General features: G+C 73.6%; 22 protein-coding genes. 16 read left to right on the top strand and 6 right to left on the bottom strand.

The features are described 5' to 3' along the window. Positions 1 to 4 precede the first annotated feature (4 nt). Both DCS98_RS06510 and DCS98_RS06515 read right to left on the bottom strand, forming a co-directional pair. The gene (locus tag DCS98_RS06510; protein WP_116450526.1) at positions 5 to 1,180 is read right to left on the bottom strand and encodes an acyl-CoA dehydrogenase family protein; all 1,176 of its coding nucleotides are present in this window, start codon (positions 1,178 to 1,180) and stop codon (positions 5 to 7) included. 118 nt (positions 1,181 to 1,298) lie between these two features. Further along, entirely contained in the window at positions 1,299 to 2,309 is a 1,011-nt protein-coding gene (locus DCS98_RS06515) for a LacI family DNA-binding transcriptional regulator (RefSeq protein WP_206340120.1), read from the bottom strand. Between the two features lie 184 nt (positions 2,310 to 2,493). Here DCS98_RS06515 and DCS98_RS06520 point away from each other — a divergent pair, with 184 nt between their 5' ends. The 8 genes from DCS98_RS06520 to DCS98_RS06555 all read left to right on the top strand — a co-directional run bounded on the left by DCS98_RS06520 (position 2,494) and on the right by DCS98_RS06555 (position 9,279). After that, positions 2,494 to 2,979 (top strand): TRAP transporter small permease, encoded by a 486-nt coding sequence (locus tag DCS98_RS06520; RefSeq protein ID WP_164704427.1) that lies wholly within the window; start codon positions 2,494 to 2,496, stop codon positions 2,977 to 2,979. Continuing rightward, a complete protein-coding gene (locus tag DCS98_RS06525) occupies positions 2,976 to 4,250 on the top strand; it encodes a TRAP transporter large permease (protein ID WP_116450529.1) in 1,275 nt (424 codons plus the stop codon). The genes DCS98_RS06520 and DCS98_RS06525 overlap by 4 nt, the downstream gene beginning before the upstream one ends. Positions 4,251 to 4,398: 148 nt before the next feature. Continuing rightward, positions 4,399 to 5,439, top strand: a complete 1,041-nt coding sequence (locus DCS98_RS06530) for a DctP family TRAP transporter solute-binding subunit (RefSeq protein WP_206340121.1) — start codon at positions 4,399 to 4,401, stop codon at positions 5,437 to 5,439. 97 nt (positions 5,440 to 5,536) lie between these two features. Then, positions 5,537 to 6,376: a shikimate dehydrogenase family protein gene (locus tag DCS98_RS06535; RefSeq protein WP_116450530.1), complete on the top strand. Its 840-nt coding sequence runs from the start codon at positions 5,537 to 5,539 to the stop codon at positions 6,374 to 6,376. Next, positions 6,373 to 7,194 (top strand): N-acyl homoserine lactonase family protein, encoded by an 822-nt coding sequence (locus DCS98_RS06540; protein ID WP_206340122.1) that lies wholly within the window; start codon positions 6,373 to 6,375, stop codon positions 7,192 to 7,194. Before DCS98_RS06535 ends, DCS98_RS06540 begins: the two co-directional genes overlap by 4 nt. Positions 7,195 to 7,207: 13 nt before the next feature. Further along, entirely contained in the window at positions 7,208 to 7,405 is a 198-nt protein-coding gene (locus tag DCS98_RS06545; RefSeq protein ID WP_116450531.1) for a type II 3-dehydroquinate dehydratase, read from the top strand. A 3-nt stretch (positions 7,406 to 7,408) separates the two neighbouring features. After that, the gene (locus tag DCS98_RS06550; protein ID WP_116450532.1) at positions 7,409 to 8,482 is read left to right on the top strand and encodes a Gfo/Idh/MocA family protein; all 1,074 of its coding nucleotides are present in this window, start codon (positions 7,409 to 7,411) and stop codon (positions 8,480 to 8,482) included. Beyond that, on the top strand, positions 8,479 to 9,279 hold the full coding sequence (locus DCS98_RS06555) for a hypothetical protein (RefSeq protein WP_116450533.1): 801 nt from the start codon (positions 8,479 to 8,481) through the stop codon (positions 9,277 to 9,279). The genes DCS98_RS06550 and DCS98_RS06555 overlap by 4 nt, the downstream gene beginning before the upstream one ends. A 29-nt stretch (positions 9,280 to 9,308) precedes the next feature. On the opposite strand, the gene DCS98_RS06560 is transcribed toward DCS98_RS06555, so the two are convergent. Next, the gene (locus DCS98_RS06560; RefSeq protein WP_116450534.1) at positions 9,309 to 11,216 is read right to left on the bottom strand and encodes a sugar phosphate isomerase/epimerase and 4-hydroxyphenylpyruvate domain-containing protein; all 1,908 of its coding nucleotides are present in this window, start codon (positions 11,214 to 11,216) and stop codon (positions 9,309 to 9,311) included. 146 nt (positions 11,217 to 11,362) lie between these two features. On the opposite strand from DCS98_RS06560, the gene DCS98_RS06565 reads away from it, so the two are divergent. Together DCS98_RS06565 and DCS98_RS06570 are read left to right on the top strand one after the other, a co-directional pair. Then, a complete protein-coding gene (locus DCS98_RS06565; RefSeq protein ID WP_116450535.1) occupies positions 11,363 to 12,055 on the top strand; it encodes a TetR/AcrR family transcriptional regulator in 693 nt (230 codons plus the stop codon). A gap of 72 nt (positions 12,056 to 12,127) precedes the next feature. Beyond that, the gene (locus DCS98_RS06570; protein WP_116450677.1) at positions 12,128 to 13,591 is read left to right on the top strand and encodes a mannitol dehydrogenase family protein; all 1,464 of its coding nucleotides are present in this window, start codon (positions 12,128 to 12,130) and stop codon (positions 13,589 to 13,591) included. Positions 13,592 to 13,631: 40 nt separating this feature from the next. On the opposite strand, the gene DCS98_RS06575 is transcribed toward DCS98_RS06570, so the two are convergent. Next, on the bottom strand, positions 13,632 to 14,804 hold the full coding sequence (locus tag DCS98_RS06575; protein WP_116450536.1) for a 4-hydroxybenzoate 3-monooxygenase: 1,173 nt from the start codon (positions 14,802 to 14,804) through the stop codon (positions 13,632 to 13,634). Positions 14,805 to 14,854: 50 nt separating this feature from the next. Further along, positions 14,855 to 15,631 (bottom strand): IclR family transcriptional regulator, encoded by a 777-nt coding sequence (locus tag DCS98_RS06580; RefSeq protein WP_116450537.1) that lies wholly within the window; start codon positions 15,629 to 15,631, stop codon positions 14,855 to 14,857. A gap of 68 nt (positions 15,632 to 15,699) precedes the next feature. Between DCS98_RS06580 and pcaH the strand changes: the two genes are divergently transcribed. The 6 genes from pcaH (at position 15,700) to DCS98_RS06610 (ending at position 21,376) form a co-directional block, all read left to right on the top strand. Then, positions 15,700 to 16,446, top strand: coding sequence for a protocatechuate 3,4-dioxygenase subunit beta (gene pcaH, locus DCS98_RS06585; protein WP_116450538.1), 747 nt, complete (start codon positions 15,700 to 15,702; stop codon positions 16,444 to 16,446). Continuing rightward, complete coding sequence (gene pcaG, locus DCS98_RS06590) at positions 16,443 to 17,093, top strand: protocatechuate 3,4-dioxygenase subunit alpha (protein WP_116450539.1); 651 nt, start codon at positions 16,443 to 16,445, stop codon at positions 17,091 to 17,093. Before pcaH ends, pcaG begins: the two co-directional genes overlap by 4 nt. A gap of 22 nt (positions 17,094 to 17,115) precedes the next feature. Continuing rightward, positions 17,116 to 18,441 carry a 3-carboxy-cis,cis-muconate cycloisomerase gene (pcaB, locus tag DCS98_RS06595; RefSeq protein ID WP_116450540.1) on the top strand — a complete coding sequence of 442 codons (1,326 nt, stop codon included), beginning with the start codon at positions 17,116 to 17,118 and terminating at the stop codon, positions 18,439 to 18,441. After that, positions 18,438 to 19,217: a 3-oxoadipate enol-lactonase gene (gene pcaD, locus DCS98_RS06600; protein WP_116450541.1), complete on the top strand. Its 780-nt coding sequence runs from the start codon at positions 18,438 to 18,440 to the stop codon at positions 19,215 to 19,217. Before pcaB ends, pcaD begins: the two co-directional genes overlap by 4 nt. After that, positions 19,214 to 19,606: a 4-carboxymuconolactone decarboxylase gene (gene pcaC, locus DCS98_RS06605; protein ID WP_116450542.1), complete on the top strand. Its 393-nt coding sequence runs from the start codon at positions 19,214 to 19,216 to the stop codon at positions 19,604 to 19,606. The genes pcaD and pcaC overlap by 4 nt, the downstream gene beginning before the upstream one ends. Positions 19,607 to 19,687: 81 nt before the next feature. After that, positions 19,688 to 21,376 carry a CocE/NonD family hydrolase gene (locus DCS98_RS06610; RefSeq protein ID WP_116450543.1) on the top strand — a complete coding sequence of 563 codons (1,689 nt, stop codon included), beginning with the start codon at positions 19,688 to 19,690 and terminating at the stop codon, positions 21,374 to 21,376. Here the strand turns inward: DCS98_RS06610 and DCS98_RS06615 are convergent. Further along, the gene (locus tag DCS98_RS06615; protein WP_116450544.1) at positions 21,363 to 22,574 is read right to left on the bottom strand and encodes a cytochrome P450; all 1,212 of its coding nucleotides are present in this window, start codon (positions 22,572 to 22,574) and stop codon (positions 21,363 to 21,365) included. The two genes, DCS98_RS06610 and DCS98_RS06615, sit on opposite strands and share 14 nt — an antisense overlap. Between the last annotated feature and the right edge of the window lie 27 nt (positions 22,575 to 22,601).

The following is a 22,601-nucleotide window of genomic DNA, read 5'->3' on the forward strand; positions in this document are numbered from 1 at the left end:
CGTCTCACAACCCCAGGATCGAGCCGGCGATGATGGTGCGCTGCACCTCGTTGGAGCCCCCGTAGATGGAGACCTTGCGGTAGTTCAGGTAGTTCGGCGTCGCGACCCGGGCCCAGTCGGGGACGTCGGACCCCTCCTCGGCGAACGAGGCGAGGGACAGCGGGCCGGCGAGGTCGACGAACAGCTCGGTCGCCGCCTGCTGGAGCTCCGAGCCGCGCAGCTTGAGCACCGACGACGCGGGGTGGGGCTTGCCGTCGGCGGAGTTCGCGACCACCCGGAGGGCGGTGAGCTCGAGGGCCAGCAGCTCGTTCTCGAGCTCGGCGATGCGCGCGGCCACGAACGGGTCGTCGGCCAGCGGGCGGCCGCCGGAGGTGATCGCCTGCGCGTGCTCCTTGGCCTGCGCGAGCATCCGCTTGGTCGAGCCGACCCGGGCGATGCCGACCCGCTCGTTGCCGAGCAGGAACTTGGCGATCGTCCAGCCCTGGTTCTCCTCGCCGACGAGGTTCTCCGCCGGCACGCGGACGTCCTCGAAGAACACCTCGTTGACCTCGAAGCCGCCGTCGAGCAGCTCGATCGGCCGCAGGGTCACGCCCGGGGTGTCCATCGGGAAGACCAGCATCGAGATGCCGCGCTGCTTCTTCTCGGCGGTCGGGTCGGTGCGGACCAGGCAGAAGATCCAGTCGGCGTGCTGGCCCAGGGTGGTCCAGGTCTTCTGGCCGTTGACCACCCAGTCGTCCCCGTCGCGGACCGCGGTCGTGCGCAGCGAGGCCAGGTCGGAGCCGGCGTCGGGCTCCGAGAAGCCCTGGCACCACCAGATGTCGAGGTTGGCAGTGGCGGGCAGGAAGCGCTCCTTCTGCTCCTGCGTGCCGAACTGGGCGAGCACCGGGCCGATCATGCTGGCGTTGAACGCCAGGGGCTCGGGCACGTTGGCCAGCTGCATCTCCTCGCGCCAGATGTGGCGCTGCAGCGGCGTCCAGTCCTTGCCGCCCCACTCGACCGGCCAGTGCGGCACGGCGAGCCCGGCGGCGTTGAGCGCCTGCTGGGCGACGACGAACTCGTCCTTGCTCAGGTGCCGGTGGGCGGCAACCTTGTCCCGGATCTCCTGGGGCACCTGGGTGGTGAAGAAGGTCCGCATCTCGTCCCGGAAGGCTTCGAGCTCCGGGGACAGCTGCAACCGCATCGGTCCTCTTTCCTCACGGCAACCGCGCTGCCGTGTTCGTTCGGGTCGAGCCGACGATCCCACATCTGCTACCGGCGGGTAGCTGCGCCCCGGGGCGGGCGTGGCGCACGGGCCGGGGTCACCCGGCGGAGCGCCCCACGGGCGCCGGGCCGGTGGAGTCGCGCAGCACCAGTTGCGAGGGCTGCACGAGCTGCAGGGATGCCGTGCCCGCGCGGCCGGTCGGGTCCGCCGCATCGAGGAGGAGCTCGACGGCCGCGCGACCGAGGTTCGCGTGGGTGCCGCCGAGGGTCGTCAGGCTCGGCGTGCACAGCGCAGAGGCGAAGATGTCGTCGAACCCGGTGACGCTGATGTCGCGGGGCACGCGGATCGACCGGTCGGCCAGCCGCAGCAGCACGCCGATGGCCAGCAGGTCGTTGTGCGCGATCAGGGCGGTCGCACCGGTGGTGAGGGCCGCGTCCGCCGCCGCGGCCCCGTGTTCGACGCGGGGGGTGAACGGCCCCATCCTGACCGCGGACACGCCGATCTCGGCCGCGGCGTCCCGGATGGCCGCCCAGCGGGCGCCCGCCATCCACGACTTCTGCGGGCCGGAGAGGTAGGCCACCGAGGTGTGCCCCAGGGACGCCAGGTGGGTGACCAGCTGGCGACAGCCCTCGCGCTGGTCGAGCACCACGCTCGGGATGCCGTGGACCTGGCGGTTGACCATCACCACGGCCTGGGTCGCGGCGAACTCGAGGAGGTCCTCGTCGGGCAGCCGGCTGGCGGTGAGCAGGAAGCCGTCCACCGAGCGGGAGAGCCGGCTGATCTGCTCCCGCTCGATCCGCGGCGACTCCTCGGCGTTGACCAGCACGAGGGTGCGCGCCGACGCCTTCGCGCGGAGCTCGGCCCCCCGGATGATCTCGTAGAAGTGGGGGTTCTTGATGTCCGAGACCACCATCGCGAGCGTGTCCGTGCGCCGGGAGGTCAGCGCGCGGGCGTGCGGGTTCGCCTCGTAGCCCAGCTCCTTGGCGACGCGGAGGACCAGCTCCCGCGTGGGCGCGCTGACCCGCTGGGGGTTGCTGAAGGCGCGGGAGACCGTCGAGGTCGCGACCCCGGCGGCGCGGGCCACGTCGTAGATGGTCGGGCTGGTCACGGCGTGATCAAAGCGTGATCCGCCGGTTGTGGCAACACGATGGCAACTGCTTGCCGCCCTCCGTGCGCCGTCCCTAACGTCCGTGCCGCTGTGACAGCCAGCACATGCCGGACCGAAGGAGCGAGGGCCAGTGACGGCTCCCCACGAACCACCGCCCACCCGATGGTGGTCACGCCCGCTGCGGGTGATCACCGCGATCGAGATCGGGCTCGCGGCGGTGGCGACCGTCGTCATGTTCCTGTGCGTCCTGGTCCAGGCCGGGCAGCGGTACCTGCCGTTCGAGGGCTGGACGTGGACCGGTGAGCTCGCCCGGTTCTGCCTGGTCTGGCTCACGTTCGTGATGGCCGGCGTCCTCGTGACGTCCGAGGGGCACATCAGCCTGGAGGTCATCGACCTGGTGGAGAACCCCCTCGTCGTCCGCGTCGTCCGCGTCTTCGCGAGCGTGGTGGTGGCGCTGGTGGGCGTCGGGTTCGCGGTCGAGGCGTGGGACCAGCTGGTCTCCCAGGGCCCGCTGAAGTCGCCGGCCCTGCGGTTGCCGATGGCCTGGTTCTACGTGCTGCCGCTGATCGGCTTCGTCAGCACCGCCATCCGTGCGACCGCCGCCGCCGTGCGCTTCGCCGTGCACGGCGTCCCGGCGCGGCCCGCCCACGCGGTGGTGGCCGGCGAATGAGCGTCCTCTGGTTGTTCGTCGCCATCGCCGTGCTGCTGCTGCTGCGCGTGCCCGTGGCGTTCTCCTTCCTCGGCCCCTCGCTGCTCTACATGTGGCTGGACGGGCAGTCGGTCGGCGCGAGCCTGCGGCTGCTCACCGCCGCCGTCTCGAGCTTCCCGCTGCTCGCGGTGCCGCTGTTCATCCTGCTCGGCGTCGTCGCCAACAGGGGTGGGATCGCCGATCGGCTCTTCGACTTCGCGCTCGCCTGCGTCGGCCGGGTCCGCGGCAGCCTGGGGTACGTCAGCGTCGGCGTGAGCCTCGGGTTCTCCTGGATGAGCGGGTCGGCGGTGGCCGACGCCGCCGCGCTCGGCAAGATCCAGATCCCGGCCATGGAGCGCCACGGGTACCCCACCAAGTTCGCGCTCGGCGTCACCGGCGCGGCGTCCCTCATCGCCCCCGTGATGCCGCCGAGCATCCCGGCGGTCATCTTCGCCGGCCTCGCCGCCGTCTCCACCGGCGCGCTGTTCGCGGCCTCGGTCGTGCCCGCGCTGCTGATGGCCCTGGGGCTCTGCATCGTGGTGTTCGTCCTCGTGCGCCGCTACCCGGACATCCAGACGACGCAGTTCTCCATGCAGCGGGTGCTGCAGACCGGCCGCCGGGTCATCGGCCCGCTGTTCGCGCCGGTGATCATCCTCGGCGGGATCCTGACCGGCGCCTTCACGCCGACCGAGGCCGCGGCCGTCGGTGTGGCGTACATGCTGCTGCTCTGCTTCCTCTACCGGAGCCTGCGGCTCCGGGACCTGCCGGCGGTGCTGTCGGAGACGGTGAGCACCGCGGCCGCGATCATGCTGATCGTCTCGTCGGCCTCGCTGCTGGGCTACATCATGGCCCGCGAGCGGGTGCCCCAGATGATCTCCGAGGGGCTGTTCGCCCTGACCGACGACCCGACGGTCTTCCTGCTCCTCGTCGCCCTGGTGATGCTCGTCCTCGGCACCGCCATCGACCCGACGGCGATCCTCGTGCTCACCGTCCCGATCATCCTGCCGATCAGCAACCAGTTCGGGGTCGACCCGATCGCGCTCGGCGTCCTGATGATCCTCTCGACCATGATCGGGCTGCTGACGCCGCCGGTCGGCACGGTCCTCTACGTGCTCAGCTCGATCACGAGGGCACCGACCTCGACGGTGTTCCTGGGGTCGCTGCCGTTCATCGTCCCGCTGGTCGTGATCTGCGGGCTGATCATCGCCTTCCCCGAGGCCATCACCTGGCTCCCGCAGAGGCTGGGCCTGTGACCCGCCGACGGCGCACGGGCCCGGACCCGCCCGCACGGCGGCCCGCTCACCGCCACCACCGCCCGCACCGCACCGACCCGGCCGCCTGGTGACCGCTCCGGCGGCCCGACGTCCGACGAACGGAAACCGAACCCAACGGAGGGACCTCATGAAGACTCGTTCCCGGAGCCGGCGCATCGCGATCGCCTCCAGCATGACCCTGCCCCTGCTCCTCGCGGCTGCCTGCGGCGGAGGTGACGACGACGGCGGCGGCGACGGCGGTGGCGGCTCGGCGGGCGAGGAGATCACCCTCGAGCTCGCGCACAGCTACACCGACGACCAGCCACAGAACCGCTGCGGCGCCCAGGTCATCGCCGACGAGGTCGAGGCGGCCGACGTCGGGCTGACCATCGAGATCTTCGGGTCCAGCCAGCTCGGCGGCGATGCCGACCGCGTCCAGGCCGTGGTGGCCGGCGACATCGACATGGACCTCCAGGGCGCGTCGGCGCTCGGCGCTGTCTACGAGCCGGTCGGCGTCGTGGACGCGGCCTACGCGTTCGACGACGCGCAGCACCTGGCGGACTTCTTCTCCGGCGAGGAGTCCGCCGAGCTGCGGCAGGGCTTCGCCGACGCCACCGGGGTGCAGATCCTGGGCGCCTACTCCGCCGGCGCCCGGCACTTCACGGCCAACAAGCCCATCCGGGAGCCCGCCGACCTCGAGGGCGTGCGGATGCGCTTCCCGAACTCCCCGCAGTACCTGATGAACGCCGAGGCGCTGGGTGCCACCCCCACCGAGGTCGCGTTCGAGGAGCTGTACCTGGCACTCCAGCAGGGCATCGTCGAGGGCCAGGAGAACCCGATCACCAACATCGTGGCGCAGAACTTCGCCGAGGTGCAGAGCCACCTCAGCCTCTCCGGCCACCAGCAGAACTCCAACCTGGTGATCATCGGCCCGGTGTGGGACGAGCTGTCCGAGGAGCAGCAGGACGCGCTGTCGGCCGCCGTGGACACCGCGGTCGCGGAGGTGCCCGAGTGCGTGGAGGAGACCGAGCAGGAGCAGCTCGACGAGTGGGCCGCCAGCGGTGCGCTCGAGATCGTGGACGACGTCGACGTCGACGCCTTCCAGGAGAAGGCCGAGGAGTACTTCCGCGAGAACTACTCCGGCGAGCAGCTCGAGGTCTACGAGGCCATCCGCAACGCGGCCGGATGAGCGTGCAGGACTCCGGTCCCGGGGCGGGCGCAGCGCCCGCCCCGGGACCACCTCCACGGCCGCCGCGGACGGCGGACGGCCAGAACGGGAACGATGCATGATCAGCGGGACGACGACCCTGATCGCCCACCTCGGGTACCCCACATCCGCCTTCAAGGCGCCGCTGGTCTACAACCCGTGGTTCGAGAAGCGCGGGATCGACGCCGTCGTGGTGCCGATGGGGGTCCGGGCCGGTGACTACCCCGACTTCTTCCGGGCGCTGTTCTCGCTGACCAACGTCCGCGGGGCCCTGGTGACCATGCCGCACAAGGTCACCACCATCGGGCTCGTCGACGGGATGTCGCCGACGGCCCGGGTCGCGGGAGCGGCCAACGCCGTCGTCCGCCGTCCCGACGGAACCCTCCACGCCGACCAGTTCGACGGCACCGGCTTCGTGCGGGGGCTGCTGCGCAAGGGGTTCGACCCCCGTGGTCTCCGCGCGCTCGTCGTCGGCAACGGAGGGGTGGGGTCACCGATCGCCGCCTCGCTCGCGGAGGCCGGCGTGGGCGGGCTGGGGCTCTACGACCCCGACACCGCCGTGTCCGCCGCCCTCGCGGGGCGCCTGGCCGAGCACTTCCCGGACATCGAGGTGGCGACCGGCTCGGCGGACCCCGACGGCTACGACCTGGTGGTCAACGCCTCCCCGCTCGGCATGGCCGACGACGACCCGCTCCCGGTCGACGTCACGCGGCTGGCGCCGACGACCTTCGTCGGCGAGGTGGTGATGCGGCAGGAGTTCACGCCGTTCCTGCGGGCCGCCATGAACCGGGGCTGCCGCGTCCAGGTCGGCAAGGACATGCTCTACGAGCAGATCCCGGCGTACCTCGAGTTCTTCGGCTTCGGCTCGGCGACCCCGGACGAGCTGCGCGCGGTCTCCCTGGCGGAGGACGACGCGTGACCGCGTCGGTGGACCGGCTCCGGCCCGGGGCGCCCGGCACGTGGCGGGTCCTCGCCCTCCCGTACGCGATGCGGATGGGGGAGCGGGGCCAGCACTTCCTCGGCCACGACAGCCGGTCGACCGAGCCGCACCCGACCGCCTACTACGTCTGGCTGGCCGTGTCCGACAAGGACGTGGTGCTCGTCGACGCCGGGATCGGCCCGTCGCGCGCCGCGGCGGTCCCCGGCCTGCAGTACTCCGGGTCGCCGGTGGAGCTGCTGGCGTCCCTGGGGGTGCGCCCGGAGGACGTCGGGTGGTCGGTGCTCACGCACCTGCACTACGACCACACCGGGACCGTCGCCGACCTGCCTGCGGCGACCTACGTCGTGCAGCGGGCCGAGTGGGAGTACTGGACCGGGCCGTGGGCGCAGCGGATCACCCGGGAGCGGTGGCTGTGCGCACCCGAGGACCTGGAGCACCTGGCCAGGGCCGCCGAGGACGGGCGGCGCCGGGACGTCGACGGCGACGTGGAGCTGCTCCCCGGCCTGAGCGTGCACCACGTGGGCGGCCACACGGCCGGCATGCAGGTCGTGCGCGTGCGCACCGGCAAGGGGCACGTCGTGCTCGCCTCCGACGCCAGCCACTTCTACGAGAACCTCACGGCCGACCGTCCACCACCGATCCTGCACAGCGTGCCGCAGGTGCACGGCGCCTTCGACCGGATCACCCAGCTGGCCGACGCCGCGGAGCTGATCGTGCCCGGCCACGACCCCGGCGTGGTCCAGCGGCACCCGGCCGAGCCCGCCGACCCCGCCGGCCGCGCCGTGCGGATCGCCTGACCAGGAGCGACCCATGACCACAGTCCTCGTCCTGAGCGACCCCGACCTGCACCTGCTCGCGGGGCACGTCCCGGGCATCCACCGGCGGGAGACGGGCCGGCACCACGCCTGCGTCTCGCGGGTGGCGCGCGGCGCGGTCGTCGGACTCGGGGTGCAGGGCTGCCCGCCGGCGATCGGCGCCCTGCGGCGCCTCGTGCTCGGGGTGGGCTGAGCCGTGCAGGACCGGGTCCGCATCGCCGTCGCCGGGGCGGGGCTCATCGGCGCCCGCCACATCGAGCGCATCGCCGCCGGGGCCGGCACCGCCCTCGCGGGGATCGTCGACCCGGACCCCTCCGCGCAGCGCATCGCCGACCGGTTCGGTGTCCCGCTGTTCCCGGGGCTGGGCGAGCTGCTGGAGCGCACGCGGCCGGACGGCGTCGTCCTGGCCACGCCCAACCAGGCGCACGTCGACGGCGCTCTGGAGTGCCTGGCCGCCGGCGTCCCGGTGCTCGTCGAGAAGCCGCTGGCGGACACCGTCGAGGGGGCGGAGCGACTGGTCGCGGCGGCCGACGAGGCCGGCGTCCCCCTGCTCACCGGGCACCACCGCAACCACAGCGACGTCATGGCGACGGCCCGGAGGATCCTGGCCGACGGCGTCCTCGGCTCGCTGGTGGCGGTGACCGGGACCGCGCTGTTCGCCAAGCCCCGCGACTACTTCGAGGTCGGCGACGCGTGGCGCCGACGGCCCGGCGGGGGACCGGTGCTGATCAACCTCGTCCACGACGTCAACAGCCTGCAGTCGCTCGCCGGTCCCGTCGTCCGGGTGCAGGCCGCCACGTCGAACGCCACCCGGGGCTTCCCGGTGGAGGACACGGCCGCCATGGTCCTCACCTTCGCGTCGGGTGCGCTCGGCACGTTCCTGCTCTCCGACGCCGCCGCCTCCGCGCGCTCCTGGGAGCAGACCGCCGGCGAGGACCCGGCGTACCCCCGGTCGCCCGACGAGGACTGCTACCACCTCGCGGGCACCGCCGGTTCCCTGTCGATCCCCACGATGCGGCTGACGACGTTCCGGGGTGAGCCCTCGTGGTGGACGCCGTTCGACTCCTCGGCCGTCGCCGTCGACCGCTCCGACCCGCTCGCGAACCAGGTCAGCCACTTCGCGGCCGTCATCCGCGGTGCGGCCGAGCCCGTCTGCAGCGGACGCGACGGGCTCCGGAGCCTGCGGGTGGTGGCGGCCGTGCTCGAGTCGGCGCGGTCGGGAGCGCCGGTCGACCTGGACCCCGATGCCGATGGAGGAGCTGCAGCATGAACCGCCTGTCCGTCCACCAGTCCCTGGTCCACCCCCTCACGCCGCTGGAGATGATCGACGAGCTCGTCGCGTCGGGCTGGGACTCGATGGGCCTGCACGTGGCCGCCGTGCCGGAGACCGAGCCGTGGTGGTCGGGGGGAGCGGGCACCCAGCTGCTCGCCGCCACCATCGACCGGCTGCTCGAGAGCCGGGTGACGGTGCTCGACGTCGGGCGGGTGGTGCTCAGCGGCCACCTCGAGCGCGACGACGTCCACCGGGCGCACGGCAGGGTGCTGGACTTCGGCGCCCGCCTGGGCGCGGAGTTCGTCACCGCGCGCTTCCCCGACCAGCCGGGGTCCGGGCCCGCGTCGGTCGGCCCGCGGGCCGCGGCCTTCGCCGAGCTGGCCGAGCTGGCCCGGCCCTTCCGGATCAGGCCGCTGCTGTCGGCCCTCCCGGTCGACCGGCCCGACCTGCTGGAGGAGGCCGTGACCGTGGTCGGCACGTCCGGCGGTGGGGTCGTGCTGGACGTGCCGGTGCTGGGGGTCGACGAGGAGACGGTGTCGGCCGCGGTGACCGACCTGTGGGAGCACCTCGGGTACGTGCGCGTCGACGCCCGCGCGCTCGAACGGGCGGGGGAGGAAGCGGCCGGCCAGCTCGCCGTGCTGCCGCCGCAGGTGCCGGTGGTCATCGGTGGGGACGACGGGCTGGGGCTGCTGGACCACGACCGGCGGGAGCGGCTCACCCGGCTCCGCGTCCTCGTGGACCGCATGCTGGAGCACCCGCGCGCCAGGGCCGCGCGCGAAGGGGCGCACGGCTAGGGCCTCGGCGGGGCCCGGCCCGCGGCGGGTCAGCCGGGCGGGGGCGCGGCCGAGGCGCGTGCCCTGCGGTGCGCGGCCATGCGGACCGGGACGTCGGCGGTCCCGTAGCCGTCGTGCCCGCCGACCCGCTGGACGACCTCGAAGAAGACGCGGTCGCCGAGCACCGTCGTGGCGAGGTGGAGGTAGGCGCCCGAGCCGTCCTCCTCGTACATCAGGCCGTGCTCGCGGATCGCAGCCCGCAGCTGCGGCCGGAGGTCGAACCTGGCCTCGAGGTCGTCGGCGTAGTTCGCCGGCAGCGGCAGGAGCGGCGCGCCGGCGGCCCGCAGCGCGCGCGCCGTCGCGACGATGTCGTCGGTCGCGAACGCGACGTACTGCGGGTCGGGCACACCCGGCGTCCAGGTGCCCCTGCGCAGCGCGGACACGCTGAGGGCCAACCGGATCCGCCGCTGCGGATCGGTGACCGAGCGCGTGCGGATCAGCCCGAAGGGCGCCGCCACCTCCGTCACCGCGTGCGGCTCCAGCCCGAGGACCGCCCGGTAGAACAGGCTCGCCTCGTCGAAGGCGTCGTAGGGCTGGGTGAGCCCGACGTGGTCGACCCCGGTGATACCGGCGTCCCCGGCGGGCTCCGCGCCCGTGGGCAGGAAGTCGGCCGGCCAGCCGCCGGGGCCGGTGCGGGTGAAGAAGACCTGGGTCCCGTCGGGTGCCGCGATCGCGGAGAGGTCGGCCTCGGCGGCTCCGCGCGTCCGGGGGAGGACCGGCGCGCGGACCGCCTCCGCCCTCGCCGCCGACCGGGCCGGGTCCTCGCTCTCCAGGCCCAGCGCCGCGACGGCGGCGACCCCGGCCCCTCCGGGACGGACGACGCTCGCGTTGAGCAGGACCCGGGCCGCTCCCTGCTCCCACAGCTGCACGGGCTTGGACCGGTGCTGGCCGGCGTGCCGGAAGCCGAGCCCGCGCAGCGCCGAGCCGACCTCGGGACCGGAGATGCCGTCGACCGCCAGCTCGACGAACGAGTGCCCGGAGAGGGTGGGCGCCGGCGGGGGCACGTGCAGCCCCGCTTCCGGCCAGCTCGTCGTCAGGGCCTCCTCGAGCCAGACGAGCGAGCGCATGGCGTCCACGGCGGTGCGGACGGGGTCGGACTGCCGGAAGACGTCGTTGAACACCTCGAGCGACAGCGGCCCGGCGTACCCGGCCGCGAGGACGCAGCGCAGGAACCCGGGCAGGTCGAAGGCGCCCTGCCCCGGGAAGAGGCGGTGGTGGCGGCTCCACTGCAGCACGTCCATCTGCAACTGCGGGGCGTCGGCCAGCTGGAGGAAGAAGAGCTTCTCGGCGGGGATCGCCGCGAAGCCACGGGGGTCACCACCCCGGGAGAGCACGTGGAAGCTGTCGAGGCACAGGCCGACGGCGGGGGAGTCGGCCCGGAGCACGGCCTCCCACGCCGCGTCCCAGGTGGAGATGTGCCGGCCCCAGGCCAGGGCTTCGTAGGCCACCCGCACGCCGTGCTCACCGGCCCGTGCCCCGAGCTCGGCCAGCTGCTCGGCGAGCCGGTCGACGTCGGGTACCGCGTCCTCGGAGACCGAGGAGCACACGAGCACGGTGTCGACACCCAGCTCCTCCATCACCGCGAACTTGCGCTCGGCCCGGCGCAGGTTGCGGGCGAAGCGGTCCGGATCGGTGGAGTCGAGGTCGCGGAAGGGCTGGTACAGATCGAGGGACAACCCGAGGTCGGCGCAGCGGGCCGCGGTCTCCGCCGGGGACCACGGGGAGGCGACCAGGTCGGGCTCGAACACCTCGATCCCGTCGAAGCCGGCGTGGGCGGCCGCCGAGAGCTTGTCCTCGAGGGTCCCGGAGAGGCAGACGGTGGCGATCCCCCGCCGGAGCCACCGCTGCTCGGCGGGCGCGCGACCCGTCGCGGCCGCGGAGGGTCTGGCGGCGGTCATGGACGGGCCTCCGTTATGTACCAGGTGGTGAGTTAGGTCGATCCGACCACAGCGGCCGGTGCGGCGCCAGTGGCCTCGCCGACCGTTCCGGGGTGCGACGCGCCGCCCCCTACGCTCGGCTCCCGACCGCAGGAGGAGGGACAGCCGTGACACCGCAGCCGCCCGAGCCGGCCTCCGGGCGCCCCGCTCCGCCGGCGCGCCGCGGCTTCCCGGCGGGCGAACGCGTGCGGGACGCCGAGCGGACGCGGGCGGACATCCTGGCGGTGGCCACGCGGGAGTTCGCCGACCGCGGGTACGCCGGAGCGCGGATCAACGAGATCGCGGCCAAGACCAGCACGACCAAGCGGATGATCTACTACTACTTCGGCGGCAAGGAGCAGTTGTACGTCGCCGTCCTCGAGGCCGCCTACGCCCGCATCCGCGCCCGGGAGCAGCAGGTCGACGTCGAGCACCTCGACGCCGTCGCGGCCATCCGCGAGCTGGCGACGCTCACCTTCGACCACCACGAGTCGCACCCCGACTTCATCCGGCTGGTGATCATCGAGAACATCCACCGGGCCGAGCACCTCACCCGCTCGACCGTGCTCTCCGGGCTGGCCGACCCGGCGCTCGACGTCCTGGACCGGATCCTGGCCCGGGGCCGGGCGGCCGGTGTCTTCCGGGACGGCGTGGACGCGCTGGACGTCCACCAGGTGATCAGCGCGTACTGCGTGTTCCGGACGGCGAACCGGCACACGTTCGAGGCGGTCTTCGGGCGGGACATGCTCGACCCGGCGCGCCGCCGCGACCAGCGCGAGATGCTCGGGGACCTGGTGGTCTCCTTCCTCTCGGCCGGCTGAGCCGTGGCGATCCGCGGCGCCGACATCGGCGACCTGACCACCGTTCGGCGCCGCAGCAGGCATGGTGTCCGAGTGACGCCTCTCGCCGCGCGCTCCCTGCGGTCGCTGAACGGACAGGTCGCGACGCCGTCCTACGACCGGAGCCAGGTCCGGCCGGGCGTCGTCCACCTCGGGGTCGGCGGCTTCCACCGGTCCCACCAGGCGATGTACCTGGACCGGCTCATGTCGCGGGGGGAGGCCCTCGACTGGGGCATCTGCGGGGTGGGCGTGCTGCCGGCCGACCGAACGATGGCCGAGGTCATGGCCGAGCAGGACTGCCTCTACACCCTCGTGGTCCGGAACCCGGACGGCTCGGAGGACGCCAGGGTCATCGGCTCGATCGTCGAGTACCTGTTCGCGCCCGACGACCCCGAGGCCGTCGTCGCCCGGATGGCCGACCCGGCGACCCGGGTCGTCTCGCTGACCGTCACCGAAGGGGGCTACAACGCCTCGGCGGTCACCGGCGAGTTCGACGGCTCGCACCCCGGCGTCGTGCACGACCTGCAGCCGGGTGCGGCGCTGCGGACGTCGTTCGGGCTCGTGGTCGAGGCGCTGGTGCGGCGGCGCGAGCGGGGGATCGCCCCGTTCACCGTCGTCTCCTGCGACAACATCCCGCACAACGGCGACCTGGCCCGCAGCAGCTACGCCGCGTTCGCCGGGCTGCGGGACCCGGAGCTGGGGGAGTGGGTGCGTCGCGAGGTGCCCTTCCCGAACTCGATGGTCGACCGGATCACCCCGGCGACCACGGACGCCGACCGCGCCGACGTCGCCGAGCGATTCGGTGTCGAGGACCGGTGGCCCGTCGTCTGCGAGCCGTGGACGCAGTGGGTCCTGGAGGACACGTTCTCCTGCGGCCGGCCGCCCCTCGAGGACGCGGGGGTCCAGCTGGTCGACGACGTCGTCCCGTACGAGCTGATGAAGCTGCGGCTGCTCAACGCCGGCCACCAGGTGCTGGCCCAGACCGGCCGGCTCGCCGGGCTGCGGTACGTGCACGAGGCGTCGGGCGACGAGCTGTTCCGACGGCTGCTGCAGGGCTACCTCGACGAGGAGGCGACGCCGACGCTGGCGCCGGTCCCCGGCATCGACCTGGACGCGTACAAGGCCGACCTGGTCGGCCGCTTCGCCAGCCCCGCGATCGCCGACACCCTCGACCGCATCTGCGCCGAGGCGTCCGACCGCATCCCGCAGTTCCTGCTGCCGGTGCTGCGCGCCAACCTCGCGTCGGGCGAGGAGATCAAGCGGTCGGTCGCGGTGCTGGCGGCCTGGGCCCGCTCGGCCGAGGGCGTGGACGACGACGGGCGGCCGGTCGAGCTGACCGACTCGCGGGCCGAGGCGCTGGCCGACCGGGCGCGCTCCAGCGACCCGCTGGCGTTCGTCGCCGACCGGGAGCTCTTCGGCGACCTGGTGGACGACGACCGGTTCACCACCGCCTACCGCGGGACGCTGGAGTCCCTGCGCACCCGCGGCGTCCGGGCGACCCTCGAACACCTCGCCTGACGAGGGGCCTTTGTGGCCACTTCGGCCCCTCGACTGAGCCTCAGAGGTCGAGGGGGAGGCCGGTGTAGTTCTCGGCGAGCTCGCGGGCCGCGGCCTCCGACGAGCACACCCGCCGCAGCTGGGAGAGCTGCAGCTCGGCGTCGAAGTCGTCGCCGCTGCGGTGCAGCATCGAGGTCATGAACCAGGAGAAGTGGGTGCACCGCCAGACGCGGGCCAGCGCCCGGTCGGAGTAGCTGTCGACGAGGTCGGTCTGCTTCTCCTTGAGCAGCCGCACGATCGCCGGGGCCAGGAGGGTCACGTCGGCGACGGCGAGGTTGAGGCCCTTCGCGCCGGTCGGCGGCACGATGTGCGCGGCGTCGCCGGCGAGGAACAGCCGGCCGCGGCGCATCGGCGCGCTGACGAACGACCGCATCGGCAGGATCGACTTCTCCGTCACGGTCCCGGTGTTGAGCTCCCAGCCCTCGAGCGCGAACCGCGTGGCGAGGTTGTCCCAGATGCGGTCGTCGGACCAGTCCTCGATCTTCTCCGACGGGTCGACCTGCAGGTACAGCCGCGACACCTTCGGCGAGCGCATCGAGTAGAGCGCGAACCCGTCGGGGTGCCACGCGTAGATGAGCTCGTCGGTGGCCGGCGCGGCGTCGGCCAGGATCCCCAGCCAGGAGTAGGGGTAGGTCCGCTCCCAGGTGCGACCCGTCGTCCCCTCCTGGACGACGGCCCGCGAGGGCCCGTGGAAGCCGTCGGTGCCGGCGATCACGTCGCACTCCAGCACCTGCGGGTTGCCGTCGGCGTCGGTGAACCGGATCCGCGGGGAGTCGGTGTCCACGTCCTCGGGCACGACGTCGGAGACCTCGAACAGCAGCGGCGGGCCGCCGTCCAGCTGCGTCCTGATGAGGTCCTTGGTGACCTCGGTCTGCCCGTAGACCCAGACGGTGCGCCCGCACAGCTCGGGGAAGTCGAGCTTGTGGCGGGTGCCGGGGTACTGCAGGTAGATGCCGCGGTGCTCGAGGCCCTCGCGCTGCAGCCGGTCGCCCACCCCGGCCTCGGTCAGGGTGTCGACCGTGTGCTGCTCGAGGATGCCGGCGCGGATGCGGGCCTCGACGTAGTCGCGGGAGCGGTTCTCCAGGACGACGTTGTCGATGCCCTGCAGCGTCAGCAGCCGGGAGAGGAGCAGGCCGGCCGGGCCGGCGCCGATGATGCCTACCTGGGTGCGCACGGGCCGAGTGTGACCGTCGCTACCTGCGCCTGGGAACCGGTTCCTCCCGCTCAGTGGAAGTCGCGGGTGCGGGCCAGCTCGCGGCCGATGCCCCGCGCGGCCATCTCCAGCACGGGCACGAGCCGGGGGAGGTCGCGCCGGTGCGGCGGGACGACGATGCCGAGCGCGGCCACGACCAGCGGTCCGCCGCGCCGCTCCACCTGCACCGGGACGGCCAGCGACGCGGCGCCGGGGGACATCTCCTCCGAGGTGCGTGCGTACCGGCGGCGGCGGACCTCGGCCAGCTCGCGGCGCATGCGTCCGGGGTCGACCAGCGTGTGCCGGGTCTGCCGGCTGAGCGAGCGCAGCGCCTGCTCGACGACGTCCAGCGGGGCCGAGGCCAGCAGCACCTTGCCCACGCCGGTCGCGTGCAGGGGGAGCCGGCTGCCCACCTGGCTGACGATCGGCACCGACTCGCGTCCGGAGATCCGCTCCACGTAGAGCGCCTGCAGGCCCTCCCGGACGGCGAGGTGCACCGTGTCCCGGATGGTGGTGTGCAGGTCCTGGAGGAACGGCGCGGCCACCTGCCGGAGCTCCAGCTGCACCGGTGCGAGCAGGCCGAGGTCCCACAGCTTGCGGCCGATCTCGTAGCGCCCGTCGCTGCGCCGGTGGAGCGCTCCCCATGCGGTCAGCTCGCCGAGCAGCCGGTGCGCGGTGGCCAGTGGCAGCGCGGAGCGCTGGGCGATCTCGGACAGCGACAGCCGCGGGGTCGTGGCGTCGAACGCGTCCAGGATCGCCAGGGCCCTGGAGGTGACGGAACGGCCGGGGGCGCTGCTTCGTCCGGCCATCGGAATCCCTCCCGCCCAGTGGAAGTCCGGGCTTGGAGAGCCTAACCCGGGGCCCGTACGGTCCCGGCATGACCGGGACCACATCGCCGAGCGGCCTGCACCTGCCGAGGTACCTGCGCGAGCCGGACGCCACGCGGACGCCCGTCGGGTTCCCCGACTACAAGAGCACCGGTCTCCGTGCGCCGCTGCGCACGCCGGTGGACCTGCCGCAGCGGCTCACCGAGATCACCGGCCCGGTGCTCGGCGAGGACCGCGTCCTGCCGACCGACGCCGACCTGACCCTCCGCAACGGCGGCGAGGCGGTCGGCCAGCGGATCCTCGTCCACGGCCGGGTGCTCGACAGCGACGGCCGCCCCGTGCCCGACGCCCTCGTCGAGGTGTGGCAGGCCAACGCCGGTGGGCGCTACCGGCACGTCGTCGACGTGTTCCCCGCGCCGCTGGACCCGCACTTCGACGGGCTGGGCCGGGTGGTCACCGACAGCCTCGGCCGGTACGAGTTCATGACGATCAAGCCCGGGGCCTACCCGTGGGGCAACCACCACAACGCCTGGCGGCCGGCGCACATCCACTTCAGCCTCTTCGGCCGTGCGTTCACCCAGCGGCTGGTCACCCAGATGTACTTCCCGGACGACCCGCTGTTCGGCCAGGACCCGATCTTCAACTCGATCCCGGCCGCGGCGCGCCACCGCGCGATCAGCCAGTTCAGCCTCGAGCGCACCGTGGACAACTGGGCGCTGGCCTTCGAGTGGAACATCGTGCTGCGCGGCACCGACCAGACCCCGTTCGAGACCGAGGACGACGGAGACGTGGCGTGACCACCAACCCCCTGGACGTCCCCGACGTCACCGAGCCCTACCAGCCGCTCCCGGGCCGGAGCCGCACCACCGGCTTCCTCGAGGGGCCGTTGCGGCTGGGCACCAGCCCGAGCGCGACCGTCGGCCCCTACCTGGCCATCGGCCTCAGCTGGCCCGACGGCGAGCTGGCGGCCGCCGAGGGCACCCCGGGTGCCTTCTGGATCCGCGGGCGGATCTTCGACGGCGCCGGCGCGGTCGTCCCCGACGCGATGGTCGAGACGTGGCAGGCCGACCCCGACGGCGGGTTCCCGTCGCCGATGGACCCGCGCGGCGCGGCGTCCTACGAAGGCTTCCGCGGGTATGCGCGGGCGCAGACCAGCACCGGCGAGTACGCCGTGCACACGCTCAAGCCGGGCCGGGTGCCCGACGGCGAGGGCGGCCTGCAGGCCCCGCACATCGACGTCTCGGTGTTCGCCCGGGGACTGCTGGACCGGGTGGTCACGCGGATCTACTTCGCCGACGAGGCCGAGGCCAACGCGGAGGACGTCGTCCTGCGCGGGCTCGACGAGGGGCAGCGCGCCACCCTGCTCGCGGACAAGTCGGACGACGGCTACCGGTTCGACATCTACCTGCAGGGGGACCGGGAGACGGTCTTCTTCGCCGTATGAGCGGGTCCGGTAGGAAGGGCGCGTGAGCGGACTCTTCGACGGCACCTTCGCCCGCGGAGGAGCCTCCGCGGCCGTCTCCGACCCGGCCTGGCTCGACGCCCTGCTCGACGTCGAGGCGGCCCTGGCACGGGCGGCCGCCCGCACGGGGCTGGTGTCCACCACCGCGGCGGACGCCGTCACCGCGGTGTGCGCGGAGCCGGCGGGGCTGGACCTGGCGCGGGTGTTCGCGCAGGCGGCCGACGCCGGCAACCCCGTGCCGCCGCTGGTCCGGGTGCTGCAGGACGCCGTCGGCCCCGACGCCACACGGGCGGTGCACGTCGGCGCGACCAGCCAGGACGTCCTCGACACCGCGATGATGCTGGTCGCCCGCCGCGCCTTGGCCGCGATCGACCGCGACCTCGCGGTCGCCGCCGAGGCCGCAGCCGGCCTGGCGCGCACCCACCGGGACGACGTCGTCATGGGGCGCACGCTCATGCAGCAGGCGCTGCCCACCACGTTCGGCCTCAAGGCGGCCGGCTGGCTGGAGGGGCTCGAGGGGGCCCGTGCCCGTCTGATCGCCGTCGACGACTCCCTGCCGGTCCAGTACGGAGGCGCTGTCGGCACGCTGGCCGCCAGCGACGGGTCGGGCACCGACCTGCGCGCCGCCCTGGCCACCGAGCTCGGGTTCACCACCACACCGGTCGCGTGGCACACGGTCCGCCTGCCGATCGCCGACCTCGCCGGGGCCCTCGGAGCGACGGCGGGCGTGCTCGCCACCGTCGCGCTCGACGTCGTCCTGATGGCGCAGACCGAGGTCGGCGAGGTCAGCGAGGGGGCCGAGGGCCGGGGCGGGTCGTCGGCGATGCCGCACAAGCACAACCCGGTCGCCGCCATCTCCGCCCGCGCCTGCGCCCGCCGTGCGCCCGGGCTGGTGGGCACCCTCTTCGCCGCCATGGAGCAGGAGCACGAACGCTCCGCCGGGGCGTGGCACAGCGAGTGGCCCACCCTCGGTGAGCTGCTGACCGTCGTCGGCTCGGCGGCGGCGTGGCTGGCCGAGTGCCTGACCGGCCTGCGGGTCGACGTCGCCCGGATGGCCGCGGCCGTCGAGGCGGCCGGCGACCCCGAGCTGGCCGGCGCGCTCGCCGACGCCCTCACGCCGTCCCTGGGCCGCGGCGCGGCGCACGACGCCGCCGCGGAGGCGGTTCGCGAGGCCCAGCGCTCGGGTCGGCCGCTCGCCGAGGTGGTCGCGCAGCGGCCGGACGTCGACGTGACCGGACTGCTCAGCGGCGGGCCGGACGTCGGCGAGGCCGCCGAGCAGGTCGACGCCGTCCTCGCCGCCTACGACGCCCGCACCGGAGGAGCCGCATGACCGCCGTCGAGGTCTCGTACACCGAGGACGGCCCGGCCGACGCGCCGCTCGTCGTCCTCTCCAACTCCCTGGGCGCGACCCGGGCGATGTGGGACCCGCAGGTGCCGGCGCTGGCCGAGCGGTTCCGGGTGGTCACCTACGACACCCGCGGGCACGGGGAGTCCCCGGCGCCCGCGGGCCCCTACGACCTCGACGACCTGGTGGACGACGTCGTCGCGCTGCTGGACCGGCTCGGCGTCGACCGGGCGCACGTCGCCGGGCTCTCGCTCGGCGGGATGACGGCGATGCGGCTGGCCGCCCGCGAGCCCAGCCGGGTGCAGAGCCTCGCCGTCCTGTGCAGCTCGGCCAAGGCCGATCCGCAGGGCTTCCTCGACCGCGCGGTCGCCGCGCGGGCGGGAGGCACGGCCCAGTTCGCGCCGACCGTGGTGGAGCGCTGGCTGACCCCGGCGTACGCCGCGGAGCACCCCGACCTGGTCGCCCGGCTCGTCGCGATGATCGAGGGCGCCGACGACGAGGGCTACGCCGCCTGCTGCGAGGTGGTGGCAGGGCTCGACCTGCGCGAGGACCTCGGCCGGATCACCGCGCCGACCCTCGTCGTATCCGGCGCCGAGGACCCGGCCCTGCCGCCCGAGCACCAGCGGCTGATCGCCGACGGCATCCCGGGCGCCGAGCTGCTGACCCTGAGCCCGGCCGCCCACCTGGCCAACCTCGAGCGCACGCTGGAGACCACCGGCGCGCTGCTCGGCCACCTCGACTCGGCAGGAGCGCCCGCATGAGCACGGACGACGAACGGCGCGAAGCGGGCATGCGGACCCGGCGGGAGGTGCTGGGCGACGCCCACGTCGACCGCGCCGTGGCCGCCACGACGCCCTTCACCGCCGACTTCCAGGACTTCATCACCCGCACCGCCTGGGGTGACCTCTGGCAGCGCCCGGGGCTGGCCCGCCGGGACCGCAGCCTGATGACGCTGTCGATCACCATCGCGCTCCGGCACTGGGAGGAGTTCGCGCTGCACGTGCGGGCGGCCAAGAACAACGGCCTGACCGACGAGGAGATCGGCGAGGTCATCCAGCACGCCGCGATCTACGCCGGCGTCCCGGCGGCCAACCACGCCTTCAAGGTGGCGGCGCCGATCCTCGAGGAACTGCGCGGCACCTCCGGCTGACCCGTCGGGTCATTTGTCGCCTGTCAGCCCCGCAGCGGGCTGGCTAGCGTCGAGGGCATCCGACCCTCGACGAGGAGAGCCGTGCCGTCCGACGACGTCGACCTCATCTTCCGCGCACCCCGCAGCACGCCGGAGTCCCGGGCGGGCCGCCCGCCGGAGCACCGGGTCGAGCGCCGTCCGGGCATGCTGATCGAGCGGGACATCGCCGTGCCCTACGGGCCGGACGGCCTCGTCCTGTACGTGGACGTGTACCGGCCCGACACCGAGGAGCCGGCGGCGCCGCTGATCAGCTGGTCGCCCTACGGCAAGCACAACCCCGCGCCGATCGGCGTCATCTACCCGGCGGCGGGGGTGAAGCCGGAGCACACCGGTGAGCTGACCACGTTCGAGGCGCCCGACCCGGAGTACTGGGTGCCGCACGGCTACGCCATCGTGCTCGCCGACATCCCGGGCACCTGGTACTCGGAGGGGCGGGCGACGTACTGCTCCCCGCAGGAGGCGCGGGCCTTCGCCGACCTCGTCGAGTGGGCCGGCACCCAGCCGTGGAGCGCCGGCAAGGTCGGCCTGTCCGGCGTCTCCTACCTGACCGTCTCGCAGTGGCGGGTCGCGGAGCTGAACCCGCCGCACCTGGCGGCCATCAACCCCTGGGAGGGCTGGAGCGACACCTACCGCGAGGTGGCCCGGCACGGCGGCATCCCCGAGACCTCGTTCTGGCCCTACATCTGGGAACGCTGGGGGGCAAGCACCACTGAGGTCGAGGACCTCGAGACCGAGACGGCGGAGCACCCGTTCTACGACTCGTTCTGGGCGTCGAAGAGCGCGCGGCTGGAGGCGGTCGAGGTCCCCGCGTTCGTGGTGGCCAGCTGGTCGGACCAGGGCCTGCACAGCCGCGGGACGCTGGAGGGCTTCCGGCGGATCTCGTCGCCGCAGAAGTGGCTCGAGGTCCACGGGCGGAAGAAGTGGGCCTACTACTACGAGCCCGAGATGGTCGAACGGCAGCGGGCCTTCTTCGACCACTTCCTGCTCGGCCGGGACACCGGCGTCCAGGACTGGCCGCGGGTGCGCGTCGAGGTGCGCGAGGCCTACGACCAGGGCACCTTCCGGACCGCCCGCGAATGGCCGTTGGAGGACGTCGAGTACCGGCGGCTCTACCTGCGGGCCGGGGACGGCTCCCTCGGCTGGGAAGCGCCGGCGGAGGAGGAGTCAGCGGCGTACTCCGGTCTGGGCAGCGGCCTGGCCCCGCGGCGCGCCACCTTCGAGATGCGCTTCGACGAGCCCGTCGAGCTGGTCGGGCACATCACGGCCGCCCTCCACGTGTCGACGACGGAGGGGGACGACATGGACGTGTTCGTCGCGCTCTTCAAGCTCGACGCCGACGGCCGGCAGGTCGGCTTCCCGTACTACGCGCAGTTCGAGGACGGCCCCGTCGCCGTCGGCTGGCAGCGCGCCTCGCACCGCGAGCTGGACCCGGAGCTGTCGACGGACTTCCTGCCCGTCCTCGCGCACCGGCGCGCGCTCCCGGTCGAGCCCGGGGAGCGCGCGCGGCTCGACGTCGAGGTGTGGCCGTCGGGCACCCGGTTCGAGGCCGGCGAGCGCCTGCTGCTGGTCGTGCAGGGCAGCGACATCATGCGGTACCCGAAGCCGCTGACCTACGCCCGTCACGAGGAGACGGTCAACCGCGGGACGCACCGGGTGCACACCGGCGGGCGGTTCGACTCCCACCTGCTGGTGCCCGTGGTCCCACGGGGGGACGACGTCAGTCGAGCGTGATCCGCACCGGGATGCTCTCCCAGGCGCGCAGCGTGTTGTTGTGGTGCCGCTTCGTCGGGCCGTCGAGCTCGATCGTCCGCACCCGACGGGCCAGCGCGGTCACCAGGGTCGCCGCCTCCAGGCGCGCCACGTGCTGGCCGACGCACTGGTGGATGCCCATGCCGAACCCGACGTGGCCCGACGGGTCCCGCGACAGGTCGAAGGCGTCCGGGTCCGCCCAGCGCCGCGGATCGCGGTTGGCGGCGGCCAGGAACATCAGGATCTTGCGGCCCTCGGGAACCACGACGTCGCCGACGCGGACGTCGGTGGTGGCCGTCCGGAAGAAGGTCTGCACCGGCGACTCCCAGCGCACCGCCTCGTCGAAGGCGACCCGGGCCAGGCCCGGGTCCTCGCGCACGCGCTGCCACTGGTCGGGGTTGGTCGCGAAGGCGTAGAGGACGGCGGAGATGCCGTGCACCGTCGTGTCGACGCCGGCGGTGAGCAGCGACCGCACGGCGAGCGGGGCCTGCTCCGGGGTGATGTCGCCGCGGTCGGACGCCGCCCAGATGTCCGCACCGAAACCGGTGGGGTTCAGCACGTCCCGCTGGCACTGCGTGTTCACCCAGGCCGAGAGCTCGGCGACCCTCGGCGCGCCCTTCTGCACGAGGTCGTTGTCCGGCCCGAAGGCGTTGAAGGCGTGGTCGCCGTAGGGGAGCAGGTTCTCCCGCCCCGTCTTCTGGATCCCCACCGCGTCGGGGAAGACGCGCAGCGGGAACGTGGCGGCCAGGTCCGCGACGGCGTCCAGCGTCGTCCCGCGGGCGAGGACCTCGTCGACCAGCGCATCGGCGTCGGCCGCCCAGCCGTCGTGCAGCCGGCGCAGGGCGCGCGGGCCGAGCACCTTCTGCAGCACCCGGCGGGGCGCGTCGTGCTTGGGCGGGTCGGCCTCCAGGACGATGCTCGGCGGCCGCCACGGCTTCTCGTAGCGGAAGTTGGACATCCCGACGCCCGCCGCCGACTGGAAGGCCTGCCAGTCGACCAGCGCCGCGTACGTCTCGTCGTAGCGGGCCACGGCGAAGATGTCGTAGCGGTTCAGGTAGACGACCGGCCCGGCCTCGCGCAGTTCCTCGTGCATCGGGAGGGGGTCCTCGAGCACCTCGTGGCTGAACGGGTCGACGTCGCTCGTCGGCACCGCGGTGGGCGCCTGGGCAGTGGCGGTCATGTTTCCTCCCGGAGGAGGGACTTCCCG

The organism is Blastococcus litoris, assembly GCF_003075095.1.
GTDB lineage: Bacteria > Actinomycetota > Actinomycetes > Mycobacteriales > Geodermatophilaceae > Blastococcus_B > Blastococcus_B litoris.